The organism is Streptomyces sp. KL116D (assembly GCF_030766975.1).
Taxonomy (GTDB): domain Bacteria; phylum Actinomycetota; class Actinomycetes; order Streptomycetales; family Streptomycetaceae; genus Streptomyces; species Streptomyces longispororuber_A.
In genome coordinates, this window is sequence record NZ_JASERH010000103.1 from 61408 (window position 1) to 74202 (window position 12795).

Sequence of the window (12795 nt, forward strand, 5' to 3'; positions counted from 1 at the left end):
ACGACTGGCACCGACCGGTGGACGTTTGTCCGGTCCGCGCGGGCTGAGGCATGATGAGCCCGGCCTGAGCTGATCAGGGTCCGGACCTTGAACCGCATGGTGGTGGTGGATGGCGAGCAGCGCTCCCCGGCGTGGGCTGCGCGGCCGGCGCAGCGAGTGCGGAGCGCTGGACCAGGCGAAGGACGCCGCCCGCGCGGGCCAGGGACAGGTGCTCGTGCTGCGCGGCGAGGCCGGAGTCGGCAAGTCCGCCCTGGTGGAGTACCTGGTGGGGAGCGCGACGGGCTGTCAGATCCTGCGGGCCGTCGGCGTCGAGTCCGAGATGGAGCTGGCGTTCGCCGGGCTGCACCAGCTGTGCGTGCCCCTGATGCCCCTGCTCGACCGGATCCCCGAACCGCAGCGCGACGCCCTGTCCGTCGCCTTCGGGCTGAGCGCGGGGAGCGCGCCGGACCGCTTCCTCGTCGGCCTCGCGGTGCTCAGCCTGCTGGCGGAGGCGGCGGAGGAACAGCCGCTGGTCTGCGTGGTGGACGACGCCCAGTGGCTCGATCAGGTCTCCGCCCAGACGCTCGCCTTCGTCGCACGCCGGCTGCTCGCCGAGCGGGTGGCGCTGGTCTTCGCGGTCCGTACGTCGTCGACGGCCGCCGGGGCGGGCGACCACTTCGCGGGGCTGCGCGAGATCGTGATCCGGGGACTGCACGACGACGACGCGCGGGCGCTCCTCGAATCGGTGGTCCCCGGACGCCTCGACGAGCGGGTCAGGGACCGGATCGTCGCCGAGACCCGCGGCAACCCGCTGGCGCTGCTCGAACTGACGCGGGGACTGAGCGCGGCGGAGCTGGCCGGCGGGTTCGGGCGGCCGGACGCGCGACCGCTCGCGAGCCAGATCGAGGAGAGCTACCTGCGGCGCATCGGTTCGCTCCCGGCGGCGGCGCAGCGGCTGCTGCTGGCGGCGGCCGCGGAACCGGTGGGGGACGTGCCGCTGCTGCGACGGGTGGCCGAGCGGCTCGACATCGACGCGGACGCCGCGGGCGCGGTGGAGGCGGCGGGCCTGGTCGAGTTCGGTACGCGGGTCAGGTTCCGCCATCCGCTGGTGCGGTCGGCGGCCTATCGCGCCGCGGACCCCACCGTGCGCCGGGACGTGCACCGCGCGCTGGCCGAGGCCACCGACTCCGTCTTCGACTCCGACCGGCAGGCCTGGCACCGGGCCCACGCCGCGGTCGAACCGGACGAGGACCTGGCCGGCGAGCTGGAGCGGTCAGCAGGCCGCGCCCAGGCCCGCGGCGGGATAGCGGCGGCCGCCGCGTTCCTGCGACGGGCCACCGAGCTGACCCCCGACCCGGTCCGCCGTGCGACCCGGGCCGGTGCCGCCGCACAGGCCGCCTTCGAATCGGGATCCCCGGACGCCGCGCTCGAACTGCTCGCCGCCGCCCGGCTCAGCCCGCTGGACGAGGTGCAGCACGCCCGGCAGGCCTGGCTGCGCGCCCAGATCGTGTTCGCCCGCAGGCGGGGCGGCGAAGCGCTTCCGCTGCTGCTCGACGCGGCCGGCCGGCTCGCGGGCGTGCAGGAGGAGCAGGCCCGCGAGGCGTACCTCGACGCCATCGGATCGGCGGTCTTCGCAGGGCGACTGCTCGACCGCGTCGGGGTGCGGCAGGTCGCCGAGGCGGCCCGCACCGCACCGCCCGGCACCGAGCCCCCGCGGCCGACGGATCTGCTGCTCGACGGCCTGGTCACCTGGCTCGCCGACGGCCACGCCGAAGGGGCCCCGCTGCTGAGGGCCGCACTCGGCGTCTTCCGGGCGGCCTCCGGCGGCGGCGGGGACGACGCCATGCGCTGGCTGTGGCTGACGTGGCTGGTCGCCGGCGACCTCTGGGACGACGAGGCGTGGCACGAGCTGACCACGCACGCGGTCCGCACGGCCCGCGACACCGGAACCCTCAACTTCCTCCCGCTGGCGCTCGGCTACCGCGCCGCGATGTACGTGCACACCGGCGAGTTCGGCCTCGCCGCCACGCTCATCGACGAGGCCGACTCCATCATGGAGGTGACCGGCCACTCGCCGATGTCGTACCCCGCCATGCTGCTCATGTCCTGGAGCGGCGACCCGCGGGCCGAGACGGTCATCAGCGGCGGCATCGAGGAAGCGAGTGCGTGGGGCGAGGGACGCGCGATCGGCCTCGGTCACTTCCTGCTCACGGTCCTCTACAACGGCTTCGGCCGGTACCAGGAGGCCCTGGACCACGGCCGGCAGGCCATGGAGTTCGAGGACGTCTCGGTCGTCGGGTTCGCCTACGCCGAAGTCGTCGAGGCGGCCGTCCGTAGCGGCGTTCCCGAAGCGGCCGGTGCGGCGCTGCGCGGACTGGAGGAGCGGGCCGCCGCGAGCGGCACCGACTGGGCCCTCGGCGTGCTGGCCCGGTCCAAGGCCCTGCTGAGTGAAGGGCCGGCCGCCGACCTGCTGTACCGCGAGTCCGTCGAGCGGCTCGGGCGCAGCCGGGTCGTCGTCCAGCTCGCCCGCACCCACCTCGTGTACGGCGAGTGGCTGCGCCGCGAGAACCGGCGCGTCGACGCCCGCGAACACCTGCGCCGCGCCCATGAGATGCTGCAGGGCTTCGGGGCGAGCTCCTTCGCCGAGCGGGCCCGGCGCGAACTCCTCGCCACCGGCGAGACGGTGCGCCCCCGGCAGATCGCCGTCGACGACCTGCGCGGAGCCCTCACGGCCCAGGAGGGGCAGGTCGCCCGGCTCGCCGCCGACGGCCTGACCAACTCCGAGATCGGCGCCGAGCTGTTCCTCAGCCCGCGCACCGTCGAATGGCACCTGGGCAAGGTGTTCACCAAGCTCGACGTCAAGTCGCGCAACAAGCTCCGCTCCGCCCTCGCCGGCATCTGACGTCCGGCCCACCGACCACGCCCCCGGTCCACCCCCGGGAACTCCCGGGGGTGCACCGGGGCTTCCCCGGGCGCCGTGCGGCGGGCCGGGACGGCAGTGTCTGCACCACGGCACCGGACGGTGCCGCGCGTGGACGGAGCGCCCTGGGGGGCGGACCGTGGGCACGCGGAGTGCGACGGCCCGCCGGACCAGAGGCGGCGGGCCGTGGGGACCGAAGGGAAGGTCGGCCAGCTCATGACGCAGGAGCCGGTGCTGGGGCGGAGCCGTGAGTGCGGGGTGCTGGACGGACTGCTGGACGCGGTGCGCGGCGGGGAGAGCCGCTCGATGGTGCTCCGCGGCGAACCGGGCGTGGGAAAGACCCGGCTGCTCGACTACCTGACGGCCCGGGCCCGGGGGTTCCGGGTGGCCCGCGTCACGAGCGTCCATTCGGAGATGGAGCTCCCGTACGCCGGACTCCACCAGCTGTGCGCGCCCATGACGGACCGGCTCGACCGGCTCCCGCCCGGGCAGCGCGACGCCGTCAGCGGCGCGCTCGGGCTTGGCTCGACGCACACCCCCAACGGCTTCCTGGTCTCGCTCGGCGCCCTCGGACTGCTCTCCGAGATCGCCCGGGACCAGCCCCTGCTGTGCGTCGTGGACGACGCGCAGTGGCTGGACCGCGCCTCGATGCAGAGCCTGGCGTTCACCGCGCGGCGGCTGCACGCCGAGTCGGTGGCCCTCGTCTTCGCGGTCCGTGTTCCGGAGGAGGACCCACCGGTCGGCACCGAACCGCTCGGCCTGCCCGAACTGCTGGTCAAGGGACTTCCCGAGCGGGCCGCCAGGACCCTGCTGCGCTCCGTGCTGCCGGGACTGTGGGACGAGCGAGTGATCAAGCAGTTCCTCACGCAGGCCAGGGGCAACCCCCTGGCGCTCCTCGAACTCCCCGGGATGGCGGCCTCGGTCGACCGGTCGGGCGGCTTCGGCCTGCCGACCGTCCAGCCCCTGGAGGACCGCATCGAGCGGGCCTACGTCCGCAGGGTCGGCGGACTGCCCAGCAGGGCCCGGGAGTTCCTGCTGGCCGCCGCCGTGGAACCCACGGGCGACCCGGCCCTGCTCTGGCGCGCGGCGGACCGTCTCGGCCTCGACGGCGACGCCGCGAAGGAGGCGGTGGCCGCGGGCCTCGTCAGGATCGGCGACCGGGTGAGGTTCTTCCACCCCATGGTCCGCTCCGCCGTCTACTGGGCGGCCTCGGCCGAGGAACGGCGCATCACGCACCGGGCGTTGGCCGACGTGACGGACCGCGCCGCCGATCCCGACCGCCGGGCGTGGCACGCGGCCCACGGCGCGGCGGGACCCGACGAGTCCGTGGCCGCGGAGCTCGAACGCTCGGCGGACCGGGCCGAGGCGCGCGGCGGCGTCGCCGCGACGGCCGCGCTGCTGGCCCGCGCGGTGGAGCTGACCCCCGACGCCGACCGCCGCCGGGACCGGGCGCTGGCCGCCGCCCGCGCGACGCACGAGGCCGGCAACCCCGAACTCGCCCTGCGGCTGCTCTCCCTCGTGGAGGCCGGCTCCCTCGACGAACGTCGGCGCGGCGAAGTGGACCTGGCCCGCGCCCGGATCGCCTTCACCTCCGACCGGGGCAGCGAGGCCCCGGGGCTCCTGCTCAAGGCCGGCGCCCGCCTCGCCGCGCACGACGTGGCCCTGGCCAGGGACACCTACCTGGAGGTCGTCAACGCGGCCATCTTCGCCGGGCCCCAGGCGTACGACGACGGCCAGTACGAAGCGGCCAGGGCCGCTCGCGCCACCCCCGCGCCCCACCCGCCGCGCCCCGCGGACCTGCTGCTCGACGGCCTCGCGGAGCGCATCATCGACGGTCACGCGGCGGCCGTGCCCAGCCTGCGCCGCGCCCTGCGCGCCTTCGCGGAACCGGGCCTCTCGCCGGAGGAGGGGCTGCGCTGGCTGTGGCTGATCTGCGTGACCGCCGTGGGACTGTGGGACCACGAGACGATGTCCCTGCTGGGCGCCCGCCACCTCAGGCTCGCACGCGACGCGGGCCAGGCGACCGCACTGCCGTTCGCGCTGACGATGCGCTGCGTCGTGCACGTCCTCGACGGCGAACTCGCCGAGGCCGCCTCGCTGGCGGAGGAGGTGCAGACCGTCGCCGAGGCCGTCGGCACGGCGGCCCCGATCTACGGGGCGCTGTTCGTCGCCGCGTGGCGGGGCCGGGAGCCGGAGTGCCTCGAACTGAGCGAACGCGCCGACGAAGGGCTCGAACTCCGCGGCGAAGGGGTCGGCCCGGTGGTCGGCCGCTGGGCCCGGGCCCTGCTCTACAACGGTCTCGGACGGTACAAGGAGGCGGCCCGGGCGGCCGACCTGGCCACCCGTGAGTACAGCCAGTTGGAGATGGGCATCCCGGTGTGGGCCCTCGCCGAGTACATCGAGGCCACCGCCCGCACGGGAGCCCCCGAGGAAGCGGCCGACGCCCTGGCGCGGCTCACCGGGCTGACCCGGGCGAGCGGCTCCGACTGGGCCGTCGGCATCGAAGCCCGCTCACGGGCCCTGATCAGCGAGGGAACGCAGGCCGAACGCCACTACCGGCAGGCGCTCGACGCGCTCAGCCGCACCCGGCTGCGCGGCGAGTCGGCCCGCGCCCACCTCGTGTACGGCGAGTGGCTGAGCGCCGGCGGGCGTCAGGAGGAAGCCCGCGGCCAACTGCGCATCGCCCACGACCTGTTCGACACCATGGACATGCAGGGCTTCGCGCAGCGCGCCGCACGCGAACTGGCGGACCTCGGGGAGACGGTCGCGAAGAGCTCCGACAGCACGAGGAGCGATCTGACCCCGAAAGAACGCCAGATCGTCGGGCTCGCCCGTGACGGGCTCACCAACCCCGAGATCGGCGCGCGACTCTTCCTGAGTCCGCGTACCGTCGAATGGCACCTGCGGAAGATCTTCGGGAAGCTCGGCGTCACGTCGCGCAAGGACCTGTGAACGGACCGGGCCGGGAAGCCCGTTGTCGCGCGACGCGGCCGCGCCGAGGCTGGGCGCGAGGACGTCGGCACCCGATGGACACGATGATCGACCTGATCGACGAGGCGGTTCCCATGACGAGCGGAAGGCCCGGGGCGCACCTGCGCGGACGGCGGACCGAGTGCGAGACGCTGGACCGGCTCGTGGCGACGGTCCAGGCCGGACACAGCGCGGTCCTGGTGCTGCGCGGCGAGGTGGGCATCGGGAAGACCGCGCTGCTCGACCACGTGAGCGCCGGCGCGGACGGCTGCCGGACCGCCCGCGCGGTGGGCATCGAGTCCGAGATGGAGCTGGCCTTCGGCGGCCTGCACCAGCTGTGCGCACCGTTCCTCGACCGGCTCGGCAGCCTGCCGCCCCCGCAACGCGACGCGCTGGGCACGGCGTTCGGCCTGACCGCGGGCACCCCGCCGGACCGCTTCCTGGTCGGGCTCGCCGTCCTCAGTCTGCTCGCCGACGCCGCCGACAAGGAGCCGCTGATCTGCGTCGTCGACGACGCCCAGTGGCTGGACAGGGTCTCCGCGCAGACCCTGGCGTTCGTCGCGCGCCGGCTGCTGGCCGAGCGGATCGGACTGGTCCTCGCCGTGCGCGAACCCGCCCTCGACTCCGAGTTCACGGGACTGCCGCAGCTCGACGTGGGACGGCTCAGCGACAGCGACGCCCGCGCCCTGCTGCACTCCGTGGTCCCCGGCCGGCTCGACGAACGGGTCCGCAACCGCATCGTCGCCGAGACCCAGGGCAACCCGCTGGCCCTGCTCGAACTGCCGCGCGGGCTCAGCCCGGCGGAGCTGGCGGGCGGTTTCGGCCGCCCCGACGCACGGCCGCTCGCCAGCCAGATCGAGCAGAGCTTCCTGCGCCGGGTCCAGGCACTGCCGCCCGGGACGAGGCGACTGCTGCTCGTCGCCGCGGCCGAACCGGTGGGCGACCTGACCCTGCTGACCAGGGCGGCCGCCCTGCTGGACATCGACACGTCCGCCGCCTCCCCGGCCGAAGCCGACGGACTGATCACCATCGGGACCCGGGTGCGCTTCCGGCACCCCGTGGTCCGCTCGGCCGCCTACCGCATCGCCACTCCCGAGGACCGCCGGCAGGTGCACCGCGCGCTGGCCGACGCCACCGACCCGGACGAGGACCCCGACCGCAGGGCCTGGCACCTCGCCAACGCCACGGCCGGCTCCGACGAGACGGTGGCCGCCGAACTGGCCCGCTCCGCCGGCCGGGCACAGGCCCGCGGCGGGATCGCGGCGGCGGCCGCGTTCCTGGAGCGGGCGGCCGAGCTCACCCCCGACCCGGCCGTCCGCGGTGCCCGGGCACTGGCGGCGGCCCGCGCCATGTACCAGGCAGGCGGGTACGACGCGGCGCGCGAGCTGCTGGACGCCGCGACCCTCGGCCCCATGAGCGAACTCCAGCTCGCCCAGGCGGAACTGCTGCGCGGCCAGATCGTGTTCGCGTCCAGGAGCGCCGGCAGCGCCCTCCCGCTCCTCGTGCGGGCGGCCGGGCGCCTGGAGGAGCTGGATCCGGGCCTGGCCCAGCAGACCTATCGCGACGCCCTGGACGCCGCGCTCATCATCGACCGGCTGCCGAGCGGCGTTCAGCTGCACGACATCGCCCGGGCCGCGCTCGCCGCACCGCCGGGACCGCCCCCCGAGCGAGGCGACCTGCTCCTGCGCGGCCTCGCCCTGATGACCGTCGACGGCTACCCGGCGGGAGCGCCCATGGTGCTGCGGGCCCTGGACGCGCTGTGCACCGAGGAAGTCACCAGGGAGGAGGGCCTCGGCTGGTTCCCGCTCGCCGCCCGCATGGCCTTCAACGTCTGGGACTTCGAGAGCAACACCACGCTCTCGACGCGCCTGGTCGAACTCGCCCGCGAGACCGGCGCGTTGTCCGTCCTGCCGTCCGCGCTCCTGCAACTGGTGTCGAACCGGGTCCTGGCCGGCGAACTCGACCACGCCAACGCGCTGATCGCCGAGGCACAGGCGATCGGCGAGGCCACCGGCAGCCGCTACCTCGCCCACTACGTGACGCTGGTGACCGAACCGTGGAAGGGCCGGGAGGCGGAGATGCTCCAGGCCGTCGACGCCATGACCCGGGACGCCGACCTCCACCAGGGAGGCCCCGGCAACATCCTCGGTTCGAGCGAGTGGGCGAAGTCGGTCCTCTACAACGGACTCGGCCGCTACGAGGAGGCGTACGCCGCGGCCGAGCGGGGCGCGGAGAACCTGGCCGAACTGGGCCTCGCCATCCGCTCGATGGTCGAGCTCGTCGAGGCCGCCGCCCGCAGCGGCCGACCGGCCCGCGCCGCCGAGGCCGCCCACCTGCTCGCCGACATGGCGGCGGCCGGCGGCACCGACTGGGCGCTCGGGACCTCGGCCATGGTCCGTGCCCAGGTGAACGAAGGGGCAGCCGCCGAGACCCTCTACCAGGAGGCGGTCGAGCGCCTGGGCCGCACCGACGTCCGGATCACCCACGCCCGCTCCCACCTGCTCTACGGCGAATGGCTGCGCCGCGAGAACCGCCGCGTCGACGCCCGCGAGCACCTCGGCACCGCCTACGAGTCCCTGAGCCGGATCGGCGTCGACGGGTTCGCGCAGCGCGCCTGGCACGAACTGCGCGCCACCGGCGTGACGGCCGCCAAGCGGACGGCCGACGCACGCGCCGCGCTCACCGCGCAGGAGGCGCAGATCGCGCACCTGGCCGGCGGCGGGATGACGAACCCCGAGATCGGTGCCCAGCTGTTCATCAGCCCGCACACGGTGGAATGGCACCTGCGCAAGGTGTACGCGAAGCTCGGCGTCGCCTCCCGGAAGCAGCTCAGCGGCGCCTTCCCAGACGGGGCGGCCGTCCTGATCTGACACCCCGGCCGGACCGGCCACGGGGTGCACCCCGGCACCCCCAGGGTGCGGACCACGGACTCCCCGGGGCGCCACGGACGGGGTCGCGGCGGGAGCGTGGTCGCACAGTGGCATCGACGGATGCCGGGTGTGAAACGGAGCCGTGGTGACCGTGTCCAAGAACGTGTCGGAGTCGCGTACAGAACGCCCGCCGTCCCCCGACGACAGCACCCTGGACGAGGCCGTGGCCGTCTTCGAAGGGCTGCGCCCACGGCTCTTCGGGATCGCGTACCGGATGCTGGGGAGCGTGGTCGAGGCCGAGGACGTGGTCCAGGACGTCTGGCTGCGCTGGCAGCGGACCGACCGCTCGGTGGTGATCAGCCCCACGGCCTTCCTGTCGCGCGCCACCACCCGGCTGGCCATCAACGTGGCCCAGTCCGCCCGGTCCCGCCGCCAGACCTACATCGGCCCCTGGCTGCCCGAACCCGTCGACACCGGCAGCGACCCCGAGGCCGGCGTGCACCTGGTGGAAGAGCTGGAAGTCGCGCTGCTCCTGGTGCTGGAGAAGCTGACGCCCACGGAGCGGGCCGTGTACATCCTGCGCGAGGCCTTCGAGTACACCTACGCGGACATCGCCGACATGCTGCACCTCAACCCCGTCAACGTCCGCAAGATCGCCAGCCGCGCCCGCAAGCACCTCGCGGCCGAGCAGCGGGAGACCGTGGACGCGACGGAACACCGCCAACTGCTCGACACCTTCGTCGCGGCGGCCAGGACCGGAGACGTCGCCTCCCTGGAATCCCTCCTGGCCCCGGAGTTGGCAAAGGGCTAGGGAGGGTCGGCTACTTCCGCACGATGCCGCGGAGCGCCGGGACCCAGCGCCGCCAGCCGCGGCGCGGGAGGCGCGGCAGCGGTGGGGTGTCGGCGGGCAGCAGGGCCGTGTGGGTGCGCAGGGACACCTCGTCCACCGGGCCGGTCGCGCCGGTGTCGGGGGCGGCGGCCGGGTCGTCGACCGGGGGCGGGCCGAAGGTGCCCAGGGGCGGTTGCCGGGGTGCCGGGGACGGGACGGGCGCCGGGGCGGCGCCGTTGACGATCACCGTGGTCGGCTCCGCCGGCGGGATCTCGTCGGGTGGCGCGGCACGGGAGGTGAACAGGGACGTGGTGAGGTCGTCGGCGGGGAGCGGCCACTCCGCGGGGGCGGCGGCCGGCAGTGCCTGGCGCGCGCCGTCCCACGCGAGGGCCCGGCCCTCGCGCTCCACCGTCTGGGCCTGGATGGGTGCGGGCAGCCACTGACCGTGGGCCAGCAGCCGGGAGATCCGGTCCGTCTCCGCGGTGGACAGCATGCCGAGCAGCGTGTCGATCGTCGGCCGCAGTGCCGGGTCCTTCTCCAGACACGGTTCGACCAGGGTGACGATCTCGGCGGGGACCCGCGTGAGGTCCGGGTCCTCGCGGATGATCCGGAAGACGGTCTCGACGGCGTTCGCCCCCTCGAAGGGGCTGACCCCGGTGGCGGCGAAGGCGAGCGTGCACCCCAGGGCGAAGACATCGCTGGGCGGACCCACCTCGGTGTCCCCGCGGATCAGTTCCGGTGACATGTAACCGGGCGTGCCCACCGCCGCGTTGGTCGCGGTGAGCCGGGTCGTGTCCGCGAGCGCCGAGATGCCGAAGTCGATGACGCGGGGGCCGTCCGCGGCGAGCAGCACGTTCGAGGGCTTCAGGTCGCGGTGGACGATTCCCGCGGAGTGGATCGTCTCCAGAGCGCCGAGGAGTCCGAGCCACAACGCCCGTATCGTCTGCGGGTCGAGCGGCCCCGACGCATGGACCGCCTCCAGCACCGAAGGGCCCGGGACGTACTCGGTCGCCAGCCACAGGTGCAGGTCCCTGGCGCCGCTGGATCCCAGAACGGCCGCGCTGAATCTCCCGCTGATCCGCGACGCCACGGTGAGCTCGCGCAGGAACCGGCTCCGGAACAGGGCGTCCTCGGCGAGCTCGTCGCGCAGCACCTTGATCGCGGCCAGCTGCCCGGTCGTCGAGCGGCCCAGGTACACCAGGCCCATGCCTCCGGAGCCGAGCCGGCCGAGCAGGCGGTAGGGGCCGATCCGCGCGGGGTCGGTGGCGCGCAGCGCGTGCTTCGGCTCCGGGGCCGCGGTCACCGGGCACCCCCGCGGGCCCCGGACCCGTAGAAGATCTGCTTCCTGAGCCGGCGGTCCGCCTTCTTGCGCCAGTGGGCCAACAGGACGCGGTTCTCGGTGGTTTCGGGTGCGTCGGCGCCGAGGACGCGCGTGAGGTCCGGGAGGACGGCGTGGAACTGGCGGACGGCGTCGGCGACCGCTCCCTGGACGGCCGTCCAGTGGGCGAGCCGGGCCCGGCTGACCACCGTGACCCGGTCGTCCGGGCCGAGGACCCAGGTGAGGTCGCTCACCAGCAGCGTGAACAGCTCCACCGCTGCCGCCGGTTCGCCCGTCTCGCCGGTCCAGTGGGCGAGCTGGCTGCGGGCGAGCAGGGTCTCGCGGTCGTCGGGGCCGAGGACACGGCTCAGGTCGGGCACCACGGCGTCGAACAGCTCCCGGGCCTGCTGCCGGCGGCCCGCCGCTCCCGACCACTGGCCCAGCCGCGAACGGCTGACCAGGGTGTGCCGGTCGTCCTCCCCGAGGGCCCAGGACAGGTCGGGCACCAGAGAGGTGAGCAGCCGCACCGCGGGCTTCGCGCTGCCGGCCCGGCCCGTCCAGTGCGCCTGGTTGAGGCGTTCGGTGAAGGTCTCGCGGTCCTGCGCGCCGAGCACCCGGGTCAGGTCGGGCACGAGGTCACCGGTCAGCCGGGCCGCCGAGGAGGGATCGCCGGCCTCCCCGGTCCAGCGGGCCAGCCGGCTCCGGCCGACCAAGGTCTCCCGGCTGTCGGGGCCGAGGATGCGCAGGAGGTTGGGGACGACCGACGCGGTGAGGCGCAAAGCCTCCTGGTGCCGGCCCGATTCGCCGATCCAGTGGGCGAGTTGGCTCTGTCCCACGAGGGTCACCTGGTGGTACGGGCCCAGCACCCGCGTCATGTCCTTGACGGTGTCGGCGGAGAGGCGCAGCGCCTCGGCGGAGTCGCCCTCCCGGCCCGTCCAGTAGGCGAGGTTGATCCGGCCGATGAGGGTCTCGGGGGCGTCCGGGCCGAAGGCGACGGTCAGATCGGGCACGACCTCGCTGAGCACACGGATGGCTTCGGCCGGCCGGCCCTCCTCGCCTCGGCGGCGACCGAGGTCCCTGCGCTCCAGCAGCCCGTCCGGGCTGCCCGGCGGCGCGGACTCGTCCGCCGTGACCGCGGGTCCGCGCCGGTCGCGACGCCGCGGGCGGGCCAGGATCAGGAACTCGGCGGTGTCCGTGCCGCACTGCTGCGGTTCCGGCAGGCCCTTCGCCGGCAGGACCCGCTTGAGGTGCCGGAACAGGGCGCCGAGCGTGACCTCCGCCGCCGAGGTGGACGGGAGGCCGTCGCGCAGGGCGAGCAGCAGTTCACCGGTGAACGCGGTGTGCCGCTCGCCCTCCTGGAAGCGGGCCGGTTCGTTGGCGGCGGCCGACGTCAGGGTGTAGGTCCCGGCGATCTCCATCTGGTCGATGAGCGGTTCGTAGGTGTGCGCGGGGGAGAGGTCGCCGGTGATGGCCCGCCCGGAGAAGCAGCAGTCGAGGATCAGCACCCGGTTGCGCGCCGGACTGGCGAGGAACGCCTCCCGGATGCCCTGGAAGGGGAAGGCCGTGAACGAGGGCGCTTCGGCGACGGACTTGGCCAGACCGAGGTACAGCTGACGCCGCTCGGGACCGATCATCCCGTGCCCCGCGTAGTAGACGAGGAAGACGTCCTCGGCCTGTCGTGCGGCCTCGAGCAGCGGCAGGCCCAGATCCCGCGGAGTTTCCGGGTCGAGCACGACCCGGGTGGTCTCCGCGGAGAAGGCGCCGGGCTGCCCCTCCGTGAGCAGGCGCCGGAGGTCGCGGACGTCGTTGCGTACGGCGGGCACGTCCGGCAGGAGCGGATCCTCCGTGTACGTCGCCGTGCCCAGCAGCACGGCGCGCGAACGGCCCGGATTGGGTGGACGCAGCATGG

5 protein-coding genes and 1 pseudogene are annotated in these 12795 nt (G+C 74.6%); 4 read left to right on the forward strand and 2 right to left on the reverse strand.

Translation table 11 applies throughout. From position 1 onward, the window contains the following. Nucleotides 1–109: 109 nt before the first annotated feature. The 4 genes and pseudogenes from RBJ77_RS40470 to RBJ77_RS40485 form a co-directional block, all read left to right on the forward strand. Nucleotides 110–2881, forward strand: a complete 2772-nt coding sequence (locus tag RBJ77_RS40470) for an AAA family ATPase (RefSeq protein ID WP_372349540.1) — start codon at nt 110–112, stop codon at nt 2879–2881. 204 nt (nt 2882–3085) lie between these two features. Continuing rightward, nucleotides 3086–5851, forward strand: a complete 2766-nt coding sequence (locus tag RBJ77_RS40475) for an AAA family ATPase (RefSeq protein ID WP_372349541.1) — start codon at nt 3086–3088, stop codon at nt 5849–5851. Nucleotides 5852–5964: 113 nt separating this feature from the next. Then, a complete protein-coding gene (locus tag RBJ77_RS40480) occupies nt 5965–8739 on the forward strand; it encodes an AAA family ATPase (protein WP_372349592.1) in 2775 nt (924 codons plus the stop codon). 163 nt (nt 8740–8902) lie between these two features. Further along, nucleotides 8903–9532 (forward strand): annotated as a pseudogene (locus RBJ77_RS40485) (sigma-70 family RNA polymerase sigma factor); the annotation flags it as partial. Between the two features lie 28 nt (nt 9533–9560). Here RBJ77_RS40485 and RBJ77_RS40490 read toward each other — a convergent pair. Both RBJ77_RS40490 and RBJ77_RS40495 read right to left on the reverse strand, forming a co-directional pair. Next, nucleotides 9561–10871 carry a serine/threonine-protein kinase gene (locus tag RBJ77_RS40490; protein WP_372349542.1) on the reverse strand — a complete coding sequence of 437 codons (1311 nt, stop codon included), beginning with the start codon at nt 10869–10871 and terminating at the stop codon, nt 9561–9563. Further along, nucleotides 10868–12793: a tetratricopeptide repeat protein gene (locus RBJ77_RS40495; protein WP_372349543.1), complete on the reverse strand. Its 1926-nt coding sequence runs from the start codon at nt 12791–12793 to the stop codon at nt 10868–10870. Before RBJ77_RS40495 ends, RBJ77_RS40490 begins: the two co-directional genes overlap by 4 nt. Between the last annotated feature and the right edge of the window lie 2 nt (nt 12794–12795).